This window comes from Klebsiella sp. 141162, from assembly GCF_050600755.1.
Lineage (GTDB): Bacteria > Pseudomonadota > Gammaproteobacteria > Enterobacterales > Enterobacteriaceae > Klebsiella > Klebsiella aerogenes.
Map to the genome: position 1 here is coordinate 770,130 of NZ_JAQIRI010000001.1, position 20,119 is coordinate 790,248.

19 protein-coding genes and 1 pseudogene are annotated in these 20,119 nt (G+C 53.5%); 13 read left to right on the forward strand and 7 right to left on the reverse strand.

What is annotated here, in order from left to right; genetic code table 11:
* Positions 1–54 precede the first annotated feature (54 nt).
* The 7 genes and pseudogenes from PGR23_RS03605 (at position 55) to PGR23_RS03635 (ending at position 9,601) form a co-directional block, all read left to right on the forward strand.
* Complete coding sequence (locus PGR23_RS03605) at positions 55–2,271, forward strand: type VI secretion system Vgr family protein (RefSeq protein ID WP_396279593.1); 2,217 nt, start codon at positions 55–57, stop codon at positions 2,269–2,271.
* A gap of 12 nt (positions 2,272–2,283) precedes the next feature.
* Positions 2,284–3,837 (forward strand): hypothetical protein, encoded by a 1,554-nt coding sequence (locus PGR23_RS03610; RefSeq protein ID WP_320482671.1) that lies wholly within the window; start codon positions 2,284–2,286, stop codon positions 3,835–3,837.
* Positions 3,834–3,962 carry a hypothetical protein gene (locus PGR23_RS03615; RefSeq protein WP_015366119.1) on the forward strand — a complete coding sequence of 43 codons (129 nt, stop codon included), beginning with the start codon at positions 3,834–3,836 and terminating at the stop codon, positions 3,960–3,962. The genes PGR23_RS03610 and PGR23_RS03615 overlap by 4 nt, the downstream gene beginning before the upstream one ends.
* A gap of 10 nt (positions 3,963–3,972) precedes the next feature.
* Positions 3,973–8,058, forward strand: a complete 4,086-nt coding sequence (locus tag PGR23_RS03620; protein ID WP_396279595.1) for an RHS repeat-associated core domain-containing protein — start codon at positions 3,973–3,975, stop codon at positions 8,056–8,058.
* Between the two features lie 17 nt (positions 8,059–8,075).
* Entirely contained in the window at positions 8,076–8,687 is a 612-nt protein-coding gene (locus PGR23_RS03625) for a hypothetical protein (protein ID WP_396279596.1), read from the forward strand.
* Between the two features lie 15 nt (positions 8,688–8,702).
* Positions 8,703–9,176, forward strand: a pseudogene (locus PGR23_RS03630) (RHS repeat-associated core domain-containing protein); the annotation flags it as partial.
* A 77-nt stretch (positions 9,177–9,253) separates the two neighbouring features.
* Positions 9,254–9,601, forward strand: a complete 348-nt coding sequence (locus PGR23_RS03635; protein ID WP_224108373.1) for a DUF7716 domain-containing protein — start codon at positions 9,254–9,256, stop codon at positions 9,599–9,601.
* 229 nt (positions 9,602–9,830) lie between these two features.
* On the opposite strand, the gene PGR23_RS03640 is transcribed toward PGR23_RS03635, so the two are convergent.
* Positions 9,831–10,859 (reverse strand): diguanylate cyclase domain-containing protein, encoded by a 1,029-nt coding sequence (locus tag PGR23_RS03640; protein WP_047077923.1) that lies wholly within the window; start codon positions 10,857–10,859, stop codon positions 9,831–9,833.
* Between the two features lie 215 nt (positions 10,860–11,074).
* On the opposite strand from PGR23_RS03640, the gene PGR23_RS03645 reads away from it, so the two are divergent.
* Together PGR23_RS03645 and PGR23_RS03650 are read left to right on the forward strand one after the other, a co-directional pair.
* The gene (locus tag PGR23_RS03645) at positions 11,075–11,485 is read left to right on the forward strand and encodes a Spy/CpxP family protein refolding chaperone (protein ID WP_072251527.1); all 411 of its coding nucleotides are present in this window, start codon (positions 11,075–11,077) and stop codon (positions 11,483–11,485) included.
* A 75-nt stretch (positions 11,486–11,560) separates the two neighbouring features.
* Entirely contained in the window at positions 11,561–11,989 is a 429-nt protein-coding gene (locus tag PGR23_RS03650; RefSeq protein ID WP_047045152.1) for a glycine zipper 2TM domain-containing protein, read from the forward strand.
* A gap of 43 nt (positions 11,990–12,032) precedes the next feature.
* Here PGR23_RS03650 and PGR23_RS03655 read toward each other — a convergent pair whose 3' ends face one another.
* A complete protein-coding gene (locus PGR23_RS03655; RefSeq protein WP_396279597.1) occupies positions 12,033–13,817 on the reverse strand; it encodes a diguanylate cyclase in 1,785 nt (594 codons plus the stop codon).
* A 74-nt stretch (positions 13,818–13,891) separates the two neighbouring features.
* Entirely contained in the window at positions 13,892–15,079 is a 1,188-nt protein-coding gene (locus PGR23_RS03660) for an HD-GYP domain-containing protein (RefSeq protein ID WP_045397987.1), read from the reverse strand.
* Positions 15,080–16,003: 924 nt separating this feature from the next.
* On the opposite strand from PGR23_RS03660, the gene lpxP reads away from it, so the two are divergent.
* The 3 genes from lpxP (at position 16,004) to PGR23_RS03675 (ending at position 18,026) form a co-directional block, all read left to right on the forward strand.
* Positions 16,004–16,918, forward strand: coding sequence for a kdo(2)-lipid IV(A) palmitoleoyltransferase (gene lpxP, locus PGR23_RS03665; protein ID WP_047045144.1), 915 nt, complete (start codon positions 16,004–16,006; stop codon positions 16,916–16,918).
* A gap of 91 nt (positions 16,919–17,009) precedes the next feature.
* On the forward strand, positions 17,010–17,648 hold the full coding sequence (gene leuE / locus PGR23_RS03670; RefSeq protein WP_047045141.1) for a leucine efflux protein LeuE: 639 nt from the start codon (positions 17,010–17,012) through the stop codon (positions 17,646–17,648).
* A gap of 114 nt (positions 17,649–17,762) precedes the next feature.
* The gene (locus tag PGR23_RS03675; RefSeq protein WP_015366132.1) at positions 17,763–18,026 is read left to right on the forward strand and encodes a DUF2534 family protein; all 264 of its coding nucleotides are present in this window, start codon (positions 17,763–17,765) and stop codon (positions 18,024–18,026) included.
* A gap of 47 nt (positions 18,027–18,073) precedes the next feature.
* Here the strand turns inward: PGR23_RS03675 and PGR23_RS03680 are convergent, their stop codons facing one another.
* From PGR23_RS03680 to PGR23_RS03695, 4 genes are all read right to left on the reverse strand, one after another.
* Entirely contained in the window at positions 18,074–18,193 is a 120-nt protein-coding gene (locus tag PGR23_RS03680) for a hypothetical protein (RefSeq protein WP_072201265.1), read from the reverse strand.
* A 132-nt stretch (positions 18,194–18,325) separates the two neighbouring features.
* Positions 18,326–18,400 carry a protein YoaJ gene (yoaJ, locus tag PGR23_RS03685; protein ID WP_100279139.1) on the reverse strand — a complete coding sequence of 25 codons (75 nt, stop codon included), beginning with the start codon at positions 18,398–18,400 and terminating at the stop codon, positions 18,326–18,328.
* Entirely contained in the window at positions 18,397–18,501 is a 105-nt protein-coding gene (locus PGR23_RS03690) for a YoaK family small membrane protein (RefSeq protein WP_045374857.1), read from the reverse strand. The genes yoaJ and PGR23_RS03690 overlap by 4 nt, the downstream gene beginning before the upstream one ends.
* A 47-nt stretch (positions 18,502–18,548) precedes the next feature.
* Positions 18,549–19,571 carry a sensor domain-containing diguanylate cyclase gene (locus PGR23_RS03695; RefSeq protein ID WP_047045139.1) on the reverse strand — a complete coding sequence of 341 codons (1,023 nt, stop codon included), beginning with the start codon at positions 19,569–19,571 and terminating at the stop codon, positions 18,549–18,551.
* A 292-nt stretch (positions 19,572–19,863) separates the two neighbouring features.
* Here PGR23_RS03695 and PGR23_RS03700 point away from each other — a divergent pair, with 292 nt between their 5' ends.
* A complete protein-coding gene (locus PGR23_RS03700; RefSeq protein WP_045374851.1) occupies positions 19,864–20,112 on the forward strand; it encodes a putative hemolysin in 249 nt (82 codons plus the stop codon).
* Positions 20,113–20,119 lie beyond the last annotated feature (7 nt).

Genomic DNA, 20,119 nt, shown 5'->3' on the forward strand with positions numbered 1-20,119 from the left:
TTATCAATCTTAAGGAATTTGCCCCGCGGCTGCCTGTACCATAAAGGAATCCATATGGTTAATCGGATATCGATCCTGTCATCTGTCGACAGCTCCTCGTTATTATTCTGGAAATTCAGCGGGCAGGAGAAACTGTCCGAACCTTTCCACTTTCAGGTCGATTTACTCAGCCAGGATTTTGCTATCGACCGTCAGGCCATGCTTGGCAAAAACATGACGGTGGCGGTCCCCGGCCAATGGGGGCAGGAGCGTTATCTTTCCGGCAAAATCACCGCCGTTACCGTGCGCGCCGAAGATCTTGGCGAGACGCGCTACGCCGTCTATCAGACCACGCTGGAACCCGATTTTTGGCCGATGATGCGCGACCGCAACTTCCGTATTTTCCAGCAGCAGCGGGTGCCGGATATCGTGGCCAAACTGTTTAGCGAGCATAACGTTAAGTTTGAGGACAAACTTACGCGTAGCTACCGGCAGTGGGATTATTGCGTGCAGTACGCGGAAAGCAGCTTCCATTTCATCAGCCGTTTGCTGGAGCTGGAAGGTATTAGCTATCTGTTCCGCCACGATAAAGACGGCCATACCCTGGTGCTGATGGATGACTATCAGCAGGCTGAATCCTTCCCCGGTTATGAAACTATTCCCTGGCATGCGCAGCCGGGCGGCGGCGCGGTCGGCGAAGAGGGCATCAGCCAGCTGATGGCGAGCCACGTCGTCACGCCGGGGCTTTACAGCACCGATGACTATGATTTTCGCAAGCCCCACGCCTGGATGCTGCAAACGCTGCAGAACCCGGTCTCGCCGACGCCGGGCAAAATCGACGTTTACGACTGGCCGGGGCGCTTTATGGAGCACGGCGACGGCGAAGCCTACGCCCGCATTCGTCAGCAGTCCTGGCAGGCCGAACAGCAGCAAACGCAGGGTATCGCCACCGCGACCGGTATCGTCCCGGGACACACGTTTACGCTGACGCATGCGCCCAATATGGCTGATAACGCTAAATGGCTGGTGGTGGGCGCCCGCTATGATTTTGAAGAGAATCAGTATGCCTCCGGCGGTGGAAATATCGCGCAGCACCGCATCGCGTTCACCGTCATTCCCGCCGCAACGCCATTTGTCCCCGCTTCAAAAACCGACTGGCCGCGCACCTACGGGCCGCAAACCGCTCGCGTGGTAGGGCCGAAAGGAGAATCGATCTGGACCGATAAATATGGCCGGATTAAGGTGAAATTCCACTGGGACCGCGAAAGCCAGGGCGATGAAAATAGCTCCTGTTGGGTGCGCGTTTCCAGCGCCTGGGCCGGCCAGGGTTACGGCGGGGTGCAGATCCCACGCGTCGGTGATGAAGTGGTGGTGGACTTTATTAACGGCGAGCCGGACCGGCCGATTGTCATTGGCCGCGTCTATAACGAAGCCAGTATGCCGCCGTGGGCGCTACCGGCGGCAGCCACGCAGATGGGTTTTATGAGCCGCTCAAAGGATGGTTCGCCGGACAACGCCAACGCCCTGCGTTTTGAAGATAAACCCGGCGAAGAGCAGCTCTGGCTGCACGCCGAGCGCAACATGGATACTGAAGTCGAAAACGACGAGACCCATGATGTCGGCAATAACCGCACCAAAACCGTCGGCAAAGACGAAACCAGTCATATCAAACAGAATCGAACCCGCACGGTGGATGGCAATGAAAGCGTTACCGTCGGCAAAGATCGCAGCAAAACCATCAATGGTAATGAAACCACCACCGTTGAGCAGAACCGTACCGAGAGCGTGAAGGGGAATGAGACCCTAAGCGTTGAGCAGAACCGCGATGAAACTATTAGCGGCAACCATACCACCACGGTGAAAAGCAACCATACCGCGACCGTCGAAGGCAAGCAGTCTCTGACGGTCGTACAGGATCGCACCCGTCAGGTGCAGGGTAACGAAAGCGTCAGCGTCCAGCAGAACCGTAACGTGCAGGTCACCGGCAATCAGACGCTGGGAGTGACCGGCAATCACGATATTTCCGTGACCGGTAAGCAAACGCAGACCATTGCCAGCAAGCAAGAGGTGACGATCGGCGCCGGGCGTACCCTGAGCATCACCGGCGGTGATACCCGCTTTACGCAAGGGAGCGTAACCGACAGCGCTACCGATACCGTACATATCAACGTGGGTGAAAGCGGCATTCTGATAAGCAACGGCAGCGTGGAGATTACCGCTGGCGGGTCGACGATCACCATTAACGCCGCCGGCGTGATGGTGAATGGTAAGAAGATTGAGCTCAATGCCTGACAGGGAAAAGGAATGAACGCGGCGAAGAATCCGACCGAAAAAGTGATGAGCGAGCTTGAGCTTAGCTGGCTGGACGCCAGCGAGCAGGCGGAGCAGATCCGCTTATTTATCTGGCGGGTGCCTGCCGGCGGCGAGTCGCTGCTTGATGGTTTTATCGCGCTGCAGCAGCACCCCGAAGGGCGCTCGCTGCCGGATCTGCTGCTGGGGCTAACCACGCCGTTTGAGACCAGCTATGGCTACAGCGACGCGCTCGGGCGCGAGTTTGTGGAACATTACGAAGCGACGCCGGATGCCGCTATATGGGATGCCGAACGCTTTCTTCCGACCTATAGCCCGGCGCAGTTGCGGCAGCTGCTGCAGGATTTTGCGACGACATTTCATGACGATTTACGTTATCTGGTGTTGGTGCTGAAACCCTCCGCCGTCAGCGATGAAAAGGCGTTGAACCGCTGGTTGAACGGCTGGCTGGCGCAGGAGGCGTGCAACGCCAGACTGTTACTGATCGACACCCTTGAGCAACCGATCTGGCAGCCGCTGTATGAGGCGCATCCGCGCAGGGTACGGCTGCTGACCGATGATGTCGACAGTATGAAAGTGATGCACCAAACCGCGCGCGGGCAGAGCGATCCGAATCCCGATCGCCTGCTGTTTCGCCGCTATCTGGCTGACGCCATGCTGCTGCTGGAAAAAGGCAGCGCCGCGCAGGTGGCCGCGCGCGGCGGCATGGCGCTCGGCGTCGCCCAGCGCTGCGGTTGGGCCGACCAGCAGGCGATGATGCATAACCTGATCGCCGGCGGTTGGTTGAAAGGTAACGATCATCAACGGGCCGTCGAACACTACCGCCAGGCGCAAAACATCAGCGGCGAAATTGCCGATCCGGCGCTTAAAGGACAACTGCGTACCCAAAGCACTTTTGGCGAGGCCGGCGCCTGGTTTGCGCGCAAAGAGTATCTCCAGGCGGCGAAAGGCTATCGCCGGGCGGCGGGTGAAGCGCAAGCCATTCCACATCCGGTATTTGCCGTAGAAGGCTGGCGGATGTCCGGTTTTTGTCTCAACCTCGCCGGGCATCGGGCAAAAGCGATGGAGGAGTATGCCCACGCCATCCAGGCGGCGGAGCCGATCCCACGGCAAGAGCGCGCCCAGACCACGCTGCCGCTGGCATTTCAGGATCTGCTGCGCATCCATGATAAACGGCGAACCGAGGCGCTTGAAGCCTGCGCGACGCGCTGGCAAAGCGAAAAACAGCGCTTAATCCAGCAGGCGGAAGACCGCTTGCCGCGGGAACCCGTCGTCGAACAGGTAAAACGCGTGGACCGGCAGTTACAGCTACAGCTGGAAGCCGCGTTCGCGCTGATCCGCGAAGCGCGGGAAAAACTGATCCGCGGCGGCGATGACAGCTTTCGCCGCGTGATCCGTCTGGCGCGGGAGACGCTGCATCCGCACTGGAACGGCCTGCCGGAGATCGCCCACCCCTTTGATGCCCCGCCGGGTGAATGGCAAAGCCTGCCTGCCTGGGGAAATACCGATGCATCATCCACTGAAACTGCAGGGAGCAACCCGCTATGAAGACCCGGATTATTATTATTGTTGCCGTGACGCTGCTGGCAATCCTGTTTTTAAGCCTCTCGGACGGCGGTTTCGCCACCGAAGTGCGCACCTTCCTGCGCGCGCTGCTGCGCGCCATGTTCTGAGGCGCGTCTGATGCACTCCGGCGCTCACTTCGACCCGCAGCTTGGCCTGGATATCCATACTTATCCCTGGCCGCTGCCGACGCCGCATATCGGCATCGTTTTCGACGTGTTTGATTATCTGCCGCTGCTGGGCACTACCGTACACGTCAACGGCATCAAACGCGCCAGCGCGGGGACCGGCGGTATTGCGGTGCATATTCCGGTCGGCGGCGTGTGGGTACCGCCGCTGCGCGCGCCCGGCGGCCCGCAGATGGAAGACGAGCTGTTTATGGGCAGTAAAACCGTCGCCGTCGACGGTGAGCCGTTTTCCCGCATCGGCATGCCGGTGCTGAGCTGTAACATCCTCGGGATGGTGCCGCCGTTCCGCCTGAAGCGGCTGAGCAAACCAAAGCCGCTCTCGCTAACGCTGCCGCTGACGTTTAACCTCGCGATTCCCAACAATGTGATTGTCGGCGGGCCGCCAACCATCAACCTGATGGCGCTGCTGATGCGCGCCGGGTTAAGCGGGTTGGGCAAGGGGTTGAAGAAAGTTAAAAAAACGCCGCAGTGGCGGCTGTTTATGCGGCGGTTTAAAAAGCTGCGCCAGAAGCTGTTTCGCAACATGGATCCCGGCGTCCTGAAATGCCGGGTGCTACGCGCCGAACCGGTTGATATCCGCGACGGTAGCGTGAGCCTGGAGCATGAGGATTTTTTGTTACCCGGCCGCCTGCCGCTGGCGTGGACGCGAAGCTACTCGTCGGCAGATCTCGATGAAGAAGGGCTGTGCGGTTACGGCTGGTCAACCCCGGCGGACACCCGCCTTGAAATACTGGCCGATGAAGGCGTCGCGGTGTTGACTCAGCCGGAAGGGATGACGCTGTTTGCGGCGCTGCCGCAGTCCGACGGCCGCGATCAGGGTATTGTCGGCCTGCCGGACGGTAGCCGCCTGTGGCGGGAAACCCGCAATGGCGAATGCTTCTGGCATGTTGAGCAGGAAGGGAGCGCGCGGCTGCAATTTCGCGGTAAGCGCGGGCCGCTGGCGATTTACCGGCTGGCAGACCGTAACGGTAACGGCTGGCAGTTCGATTGGCAGGGACGCGAACTTGAGCGCATCCGCGAGTTCAGCACGCGCGGCATGAGCGGCAGGGAGATCCTCGTCACCTGGCAGGATGGCCGCCTGTGGGCGCTACGCCTGCGCAACGCGCTGGATGACGAGATCACACCGCTGACCCGCTATGAATACGATACCGATAATCAATTGAGCGCGGAGATCGATGCGCTTTCGCATCCGCGGCGCTTCTACTATCAACAGCGCCATATGACCAGCCATGTCGACCGTAACGGCCAGGGCTTTCACTACCAGTTCAATGACGAGTGGCGGGTGGTTCACGCCTGGGGCGACGGCGGCGTATGGGATTACCATTTCGCCTGGCACGACTTGCTCAACGAAGTGGAAATCACCGATTCCAACGGCCATGTAACGTCTGTCAGCTTTGATGATAACGGCCTGCCGGTTTCGGAGATCGATCCGATCGGCGGCAATACCGTCTTCCACTACGATGATTTTGGCCGTACCGTCGAACTCATTGAGCCGGACGGCAGCGCGCGTCGCTGGGAGTATGATGAACAGGGGCGAATGATCGCCGAACATCTGCCGGACGGTAGCCAGATTCAGGCGGCCTACAATGAAGACGGCGATGTGCTGACGTTGATTGATGAGAAAGGCGCGTGTTGGCGTTCGGACTATGACGAACGCGGCAACCTGCTGGCGGGAACGGACCCTACCGGCGTCACCACGCGCTATCAGTATGATGAGTACGGACAACTGAGCGCGGCGGACGTGCCGGGTTCCGGGCAGAGTCGTTATCACTATGATCGGTTTGGTTTTTTGCAGGCGCTGAGCCAGGCCGGCGCGGGAACCACTCAACTGCGGCATTCCGCGCGCGGCACGCTGCTGGAGCGTATTGACGCCAGTGGCGGTAGCAGCCGTTTCCACTGGGACAGCAAGGATAGGCTGGTGGCGATGGTCAATCCGCAGGGCGGCGAAATTCGCGTCGCTTACGACCGGGAAGATTCACCGCTTCACTTCACCGATGAAGCCGGCCAGATAACCCGTTTTCGTTATAACCGCACCGGAATGCTGGCCGCCTGCGAGACGCCGGATGGCGCGACGCTTGCCTATCAGTACGACCTGGAAGATCGCCTGCTGGCGGTGATCAACCAGAACGGTCAGCGCTGGCAGCTGACCCGCGACGCGCTGGGGCGCATCGCCGCGGAGACCGATTACTGGGGACAGGTGACCCGTTATGGCTGGGATAAAGGCAACCGGCTGATCGGCCGTGAGGATCCGCTGGGGCGGCTGGTGCGCTACGGTTACGACCGCGGTGGGCGGCTAAGCGAGCGGCGCAGCGGCGATACCCTGCAGGCGAAGTATCATTACGATCCCTGCGGGCGGATGGTGCTGTGTGAGAATCCGTGGCGGCGGCTGGCGTGGCGCTATGATGACGCCGGGCGGGTGCTGCTGGAGGAGCAGGACGGTTTTCAGCTGCATTATGGCTATAACGAGCGCGGCCTGCTGGTCTCCCGGCGCAGCGACAGCGGTCATCAGGTGCGTTACGCCATGGATGAGTATGACCGGTTGAGCCAGATCCAGCTGAATGACGATGCGCCGATCGTGCTGGGTTACGATGAGGCCGGGCGGCGGGTCAGCGAGCAGCTGTCGGCTGAAGTGACGCGTCATTTCACCTACGACCGGCTCGGCCAGCTGACGTCGCAGCAGGTGTTGCAGAATGATTTACCGCTGTTCACCAGCGGCTTCAGCTGGGATAGGCTGGGTAACCTGACCCGGCGCGATGACAGCCTGTGGGGCAGCGATCGTTACGCTTACGATCCGGTGGGGCGCTTGACGGCCCATACCGCGCCGGACGGTACGCTGCGGCAGTTTGTGCAGGATGCGGCAGGCAGCCACCTGCAGACGCAGACCCGGGCGGTGAATGAGAGCGCCGGAGGCTGGTTCCGCGAGGGGCAGCAGCGCGGGGTGCGTTATGTATTCGATCGCGCGGGCGAGCTGCGACAGCGGCGCGATGTCCGGCATAACGGCGAGAAAGAGGATTTTAGCTGGGACGATAACCGCCAGCTGGTGGCGGTGCGCAAGGGCGAGCGGCTGGTGCGCTACGGTTACGACGGGCTGGGGCGCCGGGTGTTCAAGCAGACGGCGGAAGAGACGCGCTGGTTCTACTGGCAGGGCGACGCGCTGGCGGGGGAAACGGTCACTATCACCCGCGAACCGCTGGCGGCACAGAACATTTTTGATACCGGCAGCCGGCTGCAGCGGCAGAAAGCGCAGGCCGCGCTGTTCAGCAGTATGCGCGAGTACGTGTACTATCCGGGAAGTTTTCAGCCGCTGGCGCTGCTGACGCAGGAAGCGGGCAGGAAGGAGAGCTGGCACTATCATTGTGACCCGAACGGCGCGCCGGTCCGCCTGACGTCATTACAGGGCGAGATAGTGTGGTCAGAGAAGACGGGCGTATGGGGAGAAAAAGGGGAGATCTACGCCGATCGTATCAGCAACCCGCTGCGTTTCCAGGGACAGTATTTTGACGCTGAAACGGGGCTGCACTATAATCGACATCGTTACTATGATCCTGAATTTGCGGGATTTATTAGTCAGGATCCGATTGGATTAGCCGGTGGGCTGAATGTTTATCAGTATGCGCCGAACCCGCTGGGATGGGTGGATCCGTGGGGGCTGAGTTGTTCAAGTGATGCAAGAGCTCTTCGAGCGAATATGGTTGCGGCAGGAAAAAGTGAGCCAAGTTTTAAAAATTCAGCACATCATATTGTTATGTCAAATTCTAAAGATCAGAGGATGGTCGCTTTGCAGAACCAAATGAGTAAATTAGGAATAGATATCAACACTGCGGAAAACGGTATATTTTTACCTTCAAATAGTAAAGTGATTGTGCCAGCAGGAAACAAATTGCCAAATCATGCTAGCATTCATACTAATGCTTATAAGCAGAAAGTATATGATCGTTTAAGTATAAAGAACAATAGTGGTGATTTTATATCCGAGCTAAATAAAATCAATGCTGAAATTGCTAATGGTACGTTTTAATTTTACGGTGATGATAAATGATTACATTGAAAGATTTAGAAGATAAATTTAATAAGATTAGTTCCGATAGTGAAAGCTATATTATATCATATAGTGATAGTGTTAGACTCAACGAAACTAAAGTAGTAGTTAGCAAAGGTGCATTATATAATCTTCGACCCTATGAAATCGAACGGGCTGGATTTAAGATAGGTAAGAAACTTAATAAATTACCTGCAAATGTAAAAAATACACACATCTATCACTTTGATAGCCTGGAACGTATATCGTTAATAGAAATATTTGGACAGACATCAAATATAATTAATAAAGAGTTTTGTATCTATGAAGGTGATAACTTAGAAAGGATTTATTTTACCAGTGCCGGTATGCTGCGAAACATCTCTTTGTCAGTATACAATGATGGATTGATTGAAAAAGATTTCAATTGGGGGATGTATGGGTGCAGTGTATCTGATTATGTTTATGAAGACTCTATTCTTAAGAAAATATATGTTCAGCAAAAAGAACATGCAGAATCATCTTTTACAGAATTTGAAGTTGTATTTTCGTATAAAAATGCGATCATCGATACCATTAAAAATGTATTTCCTAATGGTTATGAAGAACAACGTTATCCTGCACGCTGAATTAGCTAATTAAATAACAGCCTGTGGGGCAGCGATCGTTACGCTTACGATCCGGTGGGGCGTTTGACGGCACATACCGCGCCGGACGGTACGCTGCGGCAGTTTGTGCAGGATGCGGCGGGCAGCCACCTGCAGACGCAGACCCGGGCGATGAATGAGAGCGTCGGGGGCTGGTTCCGCGAGGGGCTGCAGCGCGGGGTGCGTTATGTATTCGATCGCGCGGGCGAGCTGCGACAGCGGCGCGATGTCCGGCATAACGGCGAGAAAGAGGATTTTAGCTGGGACGATAACCGCCAGCTGGTGGCGGTGCGCAAGGGCGAGCGCCTGGTGCGCTACGGTTACGACGGGCTGGGGCGCCGGGTGTTCAAGCAGACGGCGGAAGAGACGCGCTGGTTCTACTGGCAGGGCGACGTGCTAGCGGGGGAAACGGTAACCGTCACCCGCGAACCTCTGGCGGCACAGAACATTTTTGATACCGGCAGCCGGCTGTGGGGCGGTGGTAAGTTAGATGGTGCAACAGGCAATCCAAAACCAGTCAGAGTACATAGAACAGGAGGGAGATGCTAATGAAAGAACTCGAGTATATAAAGCCATATAGCTTAAAAGAATTAATTACGAAAATTGTTCATCAGGGATACACAAAAGACAATTTTTGCCTTTACACAAAGGAATATGAAGCTGTTGCTACCCCCGAACTTGTTTGCTATCTGGATCGTTATCCTGAAGTTAGTGATGATGAAGAAATTTATCCTGAATACGTTGAGCAAAATGAATTGGAGTTGTTTTTTTACGGCGATCAGTTTATGGATGTTCTCAAAAGTGCACTGAATCAAAAATCAAATGCGACGGTGGATGAGTTTATTTCAGGATTAAATTATTATATGGAAAACGATGCATTTATTACTTTTTCATAATGAGGGCTGTGTAATTCAATAAAGAATGCTTTTTCATATACTAAATCAACTTATAGCACTCTGTTGGATTTTTCCACATAGGGTGCTTTCCATTTTACACTAGCAGCCGGTTACAACAATACAAAGTGTAGGCCGCGCTGTTCGGCAGTGTTCAGGAATAAGTACTCCAGACCGTATCCGCTGCGCTTCCTGGGCCAGTATTTTGACGCTGAACGGCTGAATACCTTACTTACCTCTCTCGCGGCATCCCCTTCTTACTACTGTACATCGCTTTATCCGCACTGTTCAGCAATGTATCGGCATCCGCGGCATCGTGAGGGAAAAGCGCAATGCCGATGCTGCCGGAAATCGTAATAACATACTCGTGGATCAAAAATGACTGAGTCAGCGCATTGCTGATTTTTTCCGCCGTTTGTCGGGGGAGCGGATCGTTTACCTTTAATCCGGGGAGCAGGGCGATAAACTCGTCGCCGCCAAGGCGGGCTACCGTATCACCTTCTCGTAAAACGCTTTGTAGACGGAATGCTACCAGCCGCAGCAGTTCGTCACCCACGGCGTGGCCGTAAACATCATTCACCGGCTTAAAGCGGTCGAGATCGATAAAGAGCAGCGCCACCTCTGTCTCATTGGCGATAGCCTGAGTAATCGCCAGCTCCAGGCGATTAACCAACAGCCTGCGGTTTGGCAATCCGGTCAGCGCGTCGAAGTTGGCGTGCAGCCAGACCACCTGCTCCCGCTGTTTGCGGTCGGTGATATCGCGAATAAACGCGGAGAAAATCTGCTTGCCTGATTGTTGATGTGGCCAGATTGACAGCTCGATAGGAAACTTGCCTTTAGTGCGATGCAGGGCGGTAATTTCGATGGTGCGATTAAGGATATTCGACGGCTGAGCCGCCTGAAAGCGCATTAAACCTCGTGCGTGCTGCTCGCGAAACTCTTCCGGCACGATCATCTCGCCCAGGTTGTTGCCGATAGCTTCCCCTGCGGACCAGCCGAACATTCTTTCCGCGGCCTGATTCCAGTTAATCACTACGCCCGCATGATTGATGGTAATCACCGCATCCTGCGCGGTCTCAACCAGCTGTCGATGGTTCTCCTCGCTTTCTGCCAGCGCTCGCTGCATCGACTCAATCTCGCTGATACTCTCTTGCAGCTCACGATGCATTTCCGCAAGCGAAAGCGAGAAAAAGCGAATACGCTCTTCTACTGACATATTTTTCATTTCGGCGTAGAGATCGCTGGCGCTACGAGGTGGCATAAGGCGTTCCTGATGAATCGAAGAGAATATTCAACCAATATAACAATAAGTGTAGTTAAAAAAAGATCCGCTGCTGACATCTCCGCTATTTTATCTATTAAATAAAATCTATTGTAAATTTGTCCAGATTTAAATTTAACGCTTAGTTACAGATGGATCATATTCCGGAGGTAATAATCCGCACTCTTTATAAAGCGTATTAAGGACAATTTATCGTGAATACTTTCTTGCGTAACACCCTGGCCGCCGTGTTGATGACTGCGGGTCTTTCCGTTGCCGCTCAGGCCGCGACGACAACCGAAGTACCGCCGTTATCCCAGGACCCGGTGGTGCAACATCTCAAGCTGAGCAACGATCAGGTCAGCAAAATTCAGGCCCTGCGTCAGGAGCTGGAAACAAACCTCAAAAATATCAAAATTGGTGGTTACCAGGATGGGGCTCTGGTTGATGTGATTCAATCCGGCAAATGGGATGATGCGAAAGTAAAACAGCAGTTAGCCGCTTTTGCGCAATTGGATCAGCAAACGCGTTATTACCGAGTGAAATATTACTTCGGTATTAATCAGGTACTGACGGCTGAACAGCGCGAGCAGGTAAAAAAAGATCTGCAGCAGGCACTAAACTAAACAATGTACGCATGTTGCGCCCTTTGGCGGAACATGCGTAATGACTTTCCGCAATGAAAAGACAAGGGTGCCATCATGAAGAAGTTTCTCTTTATTGCGCTGGGAATGACCGCGTTGTTTAGCCAGGCTGGGGTCGCCGGGACTAAAACGTTGGTCGATTATGGCGTCGTACAGGAAAGCCATATTATTAGCAACCCGCATCAGCGCCAGCCGCTTCGCACGCTGGCTGCGGGAACGCTGGGCGGCGTTGTCGGCCATCAATTCGGTAATGGTAAAGGGCAGACGGCGATGACCGCCGCAGGCGCCCTGGCCGGAGCTGGCGCTTCACGCTATCACCAGGATCGGCAGCAGGGCGCTCAGCAGGTTGAACTGCTAATCAAAACCAATAGTGGCCAGGTGATACAGGTGCTACAGGGTTACGACGGTCGGCTTATCTTCAACAAGGGAGATAAGGTGCGTATCCTGACGTCGGGAAATGATACCCGGGTGGATAAATCGGTGTAATGCGCCAAGCGGGAGCCAATATACTCCCGGTTGGCGTGACACGTTATGCTGATTTCAGCATATCAAAGCGGATAATCCGCGAACGTCCCAGCTCTTTCGCCCGATACAGCGCGGCATCTGCAGCACGTAGCAGGCTGTCGCTTTGCGCGTGTTGCGGATAGCTGGCGATACCGATAGAGACATTCACCTGGCCTATGTCCGTCAGCCCGCAGCGTAAAGTCATATTTCTCACGTTGTTGTAGATTTCAGTCGCGCAGGCTTCCGCTCTGGCCTCATCGCTGCCGGAAAGCAGCACCAAAAACTCTTCGCCGCCATAGCGGAATGCCATGCCAATATCGCGAACCGCGCGCTGGATGATCGCTGCGACGTTTTTAATCACCAGATCGCCCGCTTCATGGCCGTAATTATCGTTAACCGCCTTAAAGTGATCGATATCAATCATCAGGCAGCTCAGCGGACTGTTGTTGCGCACCGCCAGATTCATCTGCGTATGCAGCGCTTCCTCAAGATGGTGGCGGTTTCGCAACCCGGTCAGAGAATCAAACAACGCTTTTTCCAGCAGCGCGTTGCGCAGACGCTGATTGGACAGCGCCAGGCCCAGCGCTTCCGCCATGAGTTCGAGATAGGCGCGGGAAGGGGCTGTCTCACTGGTGACATTACGAAAAGAGAGCAGGCCAATGGCTTCACCCTGGGCGATCAGTGGGACGCACAATGATTGCTCGTTACATTCTTGCGGCAGATGATAGCAGGCGATGTCCGGCTCGCCGTTAACCGGCGGATGGCTCAGACCGCGGCGTACTGCCCAGCAGTTATCAGGATAAAAGACTGCGGGCTCGTCAGGTGGCGAAAGCCACTGCGCGACGCAGCGCATTTGCCAGGGATCGGTATCCAGAATATACAGTCGGCCAGGAACGTCCGGCGCGATGTTGGGCGCGAAAAGTTCAGCGACCTTCACCACATCCTCGAATGACTCACATCCCTGCAAGCGTTGAGTCATTCGCGCCAGCAGTTCACGAACCGCCCAGTCGGCATCGCGTTGTTGTTCAAGGCGCTGGCGGGCAAGGCCATTTTCGCGAAAGATGCGGATTGCCTGCGCCATATCGCCGATTTCATCGATCTGTTTGAAGTGCGGTGGTTCGACGGCATAATCCTGTGATGCCAGACGTTGTACCACATCGCTGAGTCGTACCACTGGGGTGAGTACCCGGCGTTTGAGAATAAAACCGAGAACAAATAAAAACATTAAGGCGGTCAGGCCGACCATCGCTTCCGAAAGCGTCCGCCAGAGGCGCGATTTTTCAGTAGCTTGCTGCATGGCGTTGTTCGTTCGGCCTTCCAGCAGCAGGCGGAAATGATCGATCTGCGTTTGCACCCGATCCAACTCCTGCTCATAAGGCTTGCCGTAAACCTGCAAAATTGCCTCTTTCTCTTCGCCGCGAGCGACGCGATCGATGGCGGCCTGCTGTTCATCTTGTAATTCATCGACAATACGCAGGCCGTCGCGCAACAGCGCCAACTCCTGCTGGCTGGCGCCAATGTCTTTTAGTTTAAGCAACCGATCTTCAATTGATTTGAGAGCTTGGATCTGCTGACGATACTGTTGCAGGGTCTCTGGTTGTTTTTCGATGACGTATAGTCGCGTGAGGTCCGAAAGCTCCCACGCGTCGCTTTCTATCTCATCGGCAAGACGAACGAACGCATCCCGTTGTTGTACAGCCTGGCGTTCAGCGCGATCGGCGCCGGAAGCCATTAGCATCGCCATACCGGATGCAATGGTCAGGCCTACGGTGATCCCGTAGGCCCAGTTAGTCATGGTGGCGATTCTCACCGAATATTTCCTTGCAGGCAGATGAATGAGACATTCGTCTTTTTATTATAGAACCCCGCAGCCAACCGGAAGATTCAGAGGCGCGGTATGCGGGTGACGAGGTGGTGTAACTCCTCGGCATGCTGGCGCAAAACAAGATACACATCGTTATCCAGAGCGCCATTTATAACATCAGTTTCGATAAGATGTAACGCCTCTTGATACGGCATACCGAGCCGATAAGGGCGATCCTCTACGAGCGCGGTAAAGATATCCGCAACGGCGATAATTCTGTCTGGAAGGTGCAAATAACGATGATTCAAATGAAGTGGATAGCCGCTGCCATCGAGTTTTTCATGGTGATTAGCGGCCCAATCGATGATTTCCGCCAGATCGGTGAAATCTCGTAATATTTCACCGGTCATATAGCTGTGTTCGCGAATCAATTCGGCTTCGTCATCGCTAAGTTCAGCCTGTTTTTCGAGGATCGCCAGTGGAATATATATTTTGCCGATATCATGCAAATAGCCGGCAATTTCAATTTTACGGCACACCAGCGGCGGTAAATTCATATAGACGGCGAGGGCATAAGAAATTTCGCCAACCATGATGCTGTGGCTGGCGGTGAAACTACTGTAGGTATCGACAATTTTCGCGATCAGCAAACAAATATCTTTCAGACCATCGATGTCAATATATACGTCGTTAATCGGCCCCACAATTTCCAGCAACCGCTGAATATGCTCTGCTTGCATATGGCGCCAGAAGGTAGGGTGTTGCGCTAGTTCACGCAGAGTATCGCAAAGTGGTGGATCGATATCGCGATAGTCATCGACAAAGCGGGCGACGAGCGCCTTTTGTTGGTCTGGAGCAACGACGCCTTGCGTAGGAAGGAGACGCTCAAAGCAGTCCGCAAAATAGACGATATGCTGCTCCAGATTGCCTTTGCGGGTTGGATCAAAGTGGTGATCGCCAATAATAGGACGGATAAGGGTAAAAGTGTCCAGGCCAGCAAGCATCTGTACGCCGCGGATTTGGTGTGGGTCATAAAGGTTATCTATCGCATTCAGTGAGTCAATGCGCCGCTTATCACCCAGTACGCCAATATCATGCAGCAGCGCGGCCAGAAAGATGGTTTTTTGCTGGAGTGCTGGAAGCTCCAACGCCAGCGATAATTTGTAGCTTATCAGCGCCGTGCGCAGTAAATGCAGATCCAACCTTGGGTTGATGGCGTTAATGACGCGCGTGACCAGCATTAAAGCCGACTTTAAGGCAATACGCATTTTTCTCTCCGTCCATGTAAACCGCTGTTGCCGTTAATCCTGTGACATCCGAAAGCATGCTCAAATGCCTCCCGGACGCTGCATGAGTGAAGAGATGTATATCTGAGGCTTCATCCACGCTCCGTAAACAATTCATTTTAGCTCACATAGTCGCTTTCATTCTGCTAATCACTTGATGAATCCTTTCACAGTTTGATTCATATCTAGTTGCGATGAGGAGTGATTGCTTTTACATCACCTTTCAGGAGGCGATAGGCGCGGACTGACAAACCCAAATCAGCGATAATGTGTTGTCAGTCTCAATTTTGCGAGATGGCATCGGCAATGCGGTTTAATTACCAGGAGTGCAGCAAAAAGTAACAACCAGGGAATAGTTGAGAGTCCTGCGAACGCGACTATTAGTTAATTGCAATGTTATACTTTTGTCAGTATTTATCAGTAAGCATAAATAATCCTGTTCTTATTTATATTTATTAATAGCTAACATTTTTAATCGGCTAGCACGGTCGCAAATATTATTATCCACAGTGATTGTTTGCGCTGACTATATTTGATGTATGTATGTTTTTGCCCGTGCGCGTTCAGGGCCTAATGTGCCGGAAGGCGGCGTCAACAGCGGCCTGCGTGATGTCATGCCTGTAAAATCGCCAGATAGCAGTTTAAGTCCATTCCTATATCAGAAAAAATCATTAGCGCGAAAATGATTATCAGCGTGAATATGAATGAACGGACTTCATTTTCGCTTTACAATTTGTAACATCTGTGAATCTATTATGTATTTTGGCATTAAGTGTAATTTTTTCTTGCTGCCGTGAATTTACAAGGATTACTATTGTCTGACTTGCTGTATCGCCTAATGACGGATGAAGGGACTCGTTTTTTCCTTAAGCGTTACCCTATATTTTAATGTTTACAGGAAAAACCATGTCTTGCGCCTTTAAAAAACATCTATTGCTTCCCCGCTATTGGGTGACCTGGTTTGGCCTGGCCATTCTTTGGTTAATCGTCCAACTCCCTTATCCCGTGTTACATACGCTCGGTACTAGCGCAGGGCGGTTATCACGTCGTTTTCTGAAACGTCGGGAACACATTGCCCGGCGTAACATTGAGCTGTGCTTTCCGGAGATGTCATGCGCTGCCCGCGAAAAGCTGCTGGAAGAGAACTTTATGTCTCTCGGCATGGGGCTTATCGAAACGGGTATGGCGTGGTTCTGGAGCGATGAACGCGTTAAAAAATGGTTTGACGTCGAAGGCATCGCCAATCTGAACAACGCGCTCAGCGCCGATAAAGGCGTGATGGTTGTTGGCATTCACTTTATGTCACTGGAGCTGGGTGGCCGCGCAATGGGCTTGTGTCGTCCGATGATGGCGACGTATCGCCCGCACAATAGCCCGCTTATGGAGTGGGTGCAGACTCGCGCTCGTCTGCGCTCGAATAAAGCGATGATCGACCGTCGTAATCTCTCCGGGCTGGTACATGCGCTGAAATCCGGTGAGGCGGTGTGGTTTGCGCCGGATCAGGATTACGGCCCGAAGGGCAGCGTATTTGCGCCGTTCTTCTCGGTTCCACAGGCGGCGACGACTAATGGTACCTGGGTGCTGTCGCGCCTCTCCGGTTCAAAAATGCTGAGTATCAGTATGGTGCGCAAGCTGGATCGTAAAGGCTACAGCCTGCATATCAGTGAAGTCATGAATGATTATCCCGGCGAAGATAAACAGATTGCCGCCAGTTATATCAACAAGGTCATTGAACGCGAAATTCTGCGTGCGCCGGAGCAGTACCTGTGGGTGCATCGCCGGTTCAAAACCCGCCCGCTTGGCGAAACTTCGGTATATTAGTACCACAGTTGCGCTCCACGCTTTCAAAATGACCGCAGTTGCGTTAACGTGAGCCGGATCATACTTTTTGTTGAAAGCGAAGGAGTGCAGCGTGTTCGCTGAGTTTGGTGTTTTGAATTATCTGACCTACCTGGTCGGGGCTATTTTTATCATTCTCGTACCAGGTCCCAATACTTTTTTTGTACTGAAAACCGGTATCGCGCACGGCGTTAAGAAAGGATACCTTGCCGCCGCTGGCGTATTTATCGGCGATGCGGTTCTGATGTTCCTGGCTTTTGCTGGCGTTGCGACGCTTATCAAAACGACCCCGGTGCTGTTTAATATTGTGCGCTATCTCGGCGCGATTTATCTGCTTTGGTTGGGCGCCAAAATGCTCTACTCGGTATTTAAACAGCGCGAGGGGCATGATGCCGCCGATGCTGAGCCGGGGAGCGCGATCCTCAAACGTTCGTTAACCCTGAGCCTGACCAACCCGAAAGCGATCCTTTTTTATGTCTCTTTTTTCGTCCAGTTCATTGACGTTAATGCGACATCGCCGGGCGTCGCGTTCTTTATCCTGGCGCTGACGCTGGAGATCATTAGTTTTATCTACATGAGCTTCCTTATCCTGTCTGGTTCGTTTGTTACGCGCTATGTGAAAACCAAAAAGAAACTGGCGAAATTGGGCAACAGCTTGATCGGCCTGGTCTTTGTCGGCTTTGCCGCACGCCTGGCGACGCTGCAGTCCTGATCCCGGAAACTATCTGCCAGCGATAATCGCTGTGTTGTAACAAAAACCCTTCAATTTTTATTGCATTGGTGTTACATATACAGCCGATTATCGCTCACAGAGAAGGGAACCCGGATGATTCTGCAAAAAATCCTCAGTAATAAAAACGGCAAGAAGTTTCTGTTGTCGATGGCGACGGTATTTGCTATTGCGCTTGCCGTCGTGGGCCGCGCAACGTTCGGTGGCGTGGTGAGCGAGTACAACATGCCGTACTCGGAGTGGACAACTTCAATGTTCTTCCTGCAAGGCGCGATGGTGATGGTTTACAGTACCGTGTTCACCGTGTTATTTGCTATCCCGCTGGGCTTTCTGTTTTTAGGTTCTGATCGTCAGGACTAAATGCAACAAGGCGAACTCTTGTTCGCCTTTTTGAATGATCCTATCTGTCACCAGCCACGGTCATGATGATGGTGGTGGTGTCGATGATGATAACCATCATCTACGATACATCCCGATAACAGCGTGCACAGCGCAATAATCAACGGTAACACCATCGGTTTTTTCATTACTCACTTCTCCAGTTAATGCCCGCTTTAGCAAATAAATACAGCGAAGCGGCTGATGAAGTGAGTGTATCGTCTTAACTTATTGAGTAGATAAGACAACTCTGCAATACCGGGCGGAGGGGAGAAATGAGATTACCACCAGCCCAATTCGGTACCGGCAACCACCACGATGGCGACGATAATCATAATAATGGTCGTCTTTTTCATGATGCCCCCCCTGGCGCCGCATAGCCGCCAACAAAAAACCAGCCCAGAAAGACCACGGCGACGATGAAAATCACCACCGGAAAAAGAATACCCAATTTCATGCTCAGTTCCTGTCTATTAACGTTATGTTATCTATCATACTGGAAAGTTATGCTTTTTGGTCAATATCGAACCGGGTCAGCATGCGGCGTGCGTTTTTGTCGTGGTACATAGCCTCATCCGCCGCGCGTAGCGCCTGCTCAACATCCATATTTCGCGGATCGACTTCGATCACACCAAAGCTGGCGCCAGGATATTCTATACCGTGTCCGGCCAGGCGGTAACGTCCGGTAAGCTGCTGGCGTAACTGGGCAATAAACGCCTCCTGCGCGGATGATTCAAGCGCCGGGCCGATGATTAAAAACTCATCGCCGCCGAGGCGGCCAACGGTATCTTCGTCACGCACGCTGGCACTTAATCGTTCGCCTATCTGGATGAGAAAACTGTCGCCGCAGGGGTGGCCCAGTTTATCGTTAATCGCTTTAAAATCATCGAGGTCGATGAAGATAAGCAGAAGTCGGCGTTGTTGGGCGCCAGCAGTGATAAACAGCGTCTTAAGATGTTTAAACAATGCGCGACGATTAGCTAAACCTGTCAACTCATCGGTATAGGAGTGCATCTCCAGCGCCGCATTCGCGCTGCGCAGTTGCTGAACCAGCGTCTCTTTCTCCACGTAATGAGAGATCAGGCTGGCGAACAGGATCATGACCTGCTCGCCTTCCAGGTTAAAGGGCTGCTTGACGCGGCTGGTGGCGCACAACGTGCCATATAAGGAACCATCGGCAAGATGGACCGGGATACTGAAGAACGTGGCGATACCGAGCTCCTGCGCGGCAATACAGGAGCGCCAACGTTGGCCAACGTCGTTGCAAAATATACAGTTATCATCGATCGCGCGTTTGCAAAGCGACTCGTCCCAGGGAACGGAGAACCCTTCGGGGATCTGCATTTCGCTGCTGTTGTGGGCATACATGACGAGCTGGCGCTGGGCTTCGAAGTCAATGCGGGTGAGATAAGTTGACTCCATGCGGGTCACCAGCTCCAGCATTTCCAGCAATTGTCGCACCAACGTTTCGAGCGTTCGTTCGGTAGCAAGCGTCTGTGAGACGCGGGCAAGAATGAAGTCTGACATGAATGAAACGGCCCCCGGACGTTAGCGCAGTACTGCGAGCTGGCGCAGCGAACAGCTAATAACAAACATATTTATAACGAATGTATCACATTTAGCAGGGGGATATCTGCTATCGCGACGGTAAAAAAAAGCCCCATCGGGGGCGATGGGGCAAAACTCATTGATTATGGAATGATCTGTTCTCTGGTCAATTCGAGAACGAGCGCTACTCTAAAGGGCAAAAGTGTAGTTAAAATGGAGAAACCGTGGAGATTCAGGGCGAAAGGTCGCTTTGAATAAAACAGGAGCAATTATGAAGTGGATAGTAATGATGTTGCCGCTGGCGTTAGCGGGCTGCGCTCAGTCACAACAGCCTGATGCGCCGCCGCCGCCAAACTCGATCGGGATGGCCAATCCGGCCGCCGTCTATTGCGACCAGAAGGGCGGTAAGCAGGTTCCGGTCCAGACACCTCAGGGCGTGCGCACCGACTGTAAACTTCCCAGTGGCGAAACGCTCGATGAATGGGAACTGTGGCGGCGCGATCATCCGGCGAAAAAATAATTCGCCG

Coding starts and splice junctions, on each gene's coding strand:
- PGR23_RS03615 (WP_015366119.1), top strand. CDS start 3,834: ATGAAGACCCGGATTATTATTATTGTTGCCGTGACGCTGCTGGCAATC.
- PGR23_RS03625 (WP_396279596.1), top strand. CDS start 8,076: ATGATTACATTGAAAGATTTAGAAGATAAATTTAATAAGATTAGTTCC.
- PGR23_RS03700 (WP_045374851.1), top strand. CDS start 19,864: ATGAAGTGGATAGTAATGATGTTGCCGCTGGCGTTAGCGGGCTGCGCT.
- lpxP (WP_047045144.1), top strand. CDS start 16,004: ATGTCTTGCGCCTTTAAAAAACATCTATTGCTTCCCCGCTATTGGGTG.
- PGR23_RS03640 (WP_047077923.1), bottom strand. CDS start 10,859: ATGCCACCTCGTAGCGCCAGCGATCTCTACGCCGAAATGAAAAATATG.
- PGR23_RS03675 (WP_015366132.1), top strand. CDS start 17,763: ATGATTCTGCAAAAAATCCTCAGTAATAAAAACGGCAAGAAGTTTCTG.
- PGR23_RS03695 (WP_047045139.1), bottom strand. CDS start 19,571: ATGTCAGACTTCATTCTTGCCCGCGTCTCACAGACGCTTGCTACCGAA.
- PGR23_RS03635 (WP_224108373.1), top strand. CDS start 9,254: ATGAAAGAACTCGAGTATATAAAGCCATATAGCTTAAAAGAATTAATT.
- PGR23_RS03605 (WP_396279593.1), top strand. CDS start 55: ATGGTTAATCGGATATCGATCCTGTCATCTGTCGACAGCTCCTCGTTA.
- PGR23_RS03680 (WP_072201265.1), bottom strand. CDS start 18,193: ATGAAAAAACCGATGGTGTTACCGTTGATTATTGCGCTGTGCACGCTG.
- PGR23_RS03620 (WP_396279595.1), top strand. CDS start 3,973: ATGCACTCCGGCGCTCACTTCGACCCGCAGCTTGGCCTGGATATCCAT.
- PGR23_RS03690 (WP_045374857.1), bottom strand. CDS start 18,501: ATGAAATTGGGTATTCTTTTTCCGGTGGTGATTTTCATCGTCGCCGTG.
- PGR23_RS03660 (WP_045397987.1), bottom strand. CDS start 15,079: ATGCGTATTGCCTTAAAGTCGGCTTTAATGCTGGTCACGCGCGTCATT.
- PGR23_RS03650 (WP_047045152.1), top strand. CDS start 11,561: ATGAAGAAGTTTCTCTTTATTGCGCTGGGAATGACCGCGTTGTTTAGC.
- PGR23_RS03610 (WP_320482671.1), top strand. CDS start 2,284: ATGAACGCGGCGAAGAATCCGACCGAAAAAGTGATGAGCGAGCTTGAG.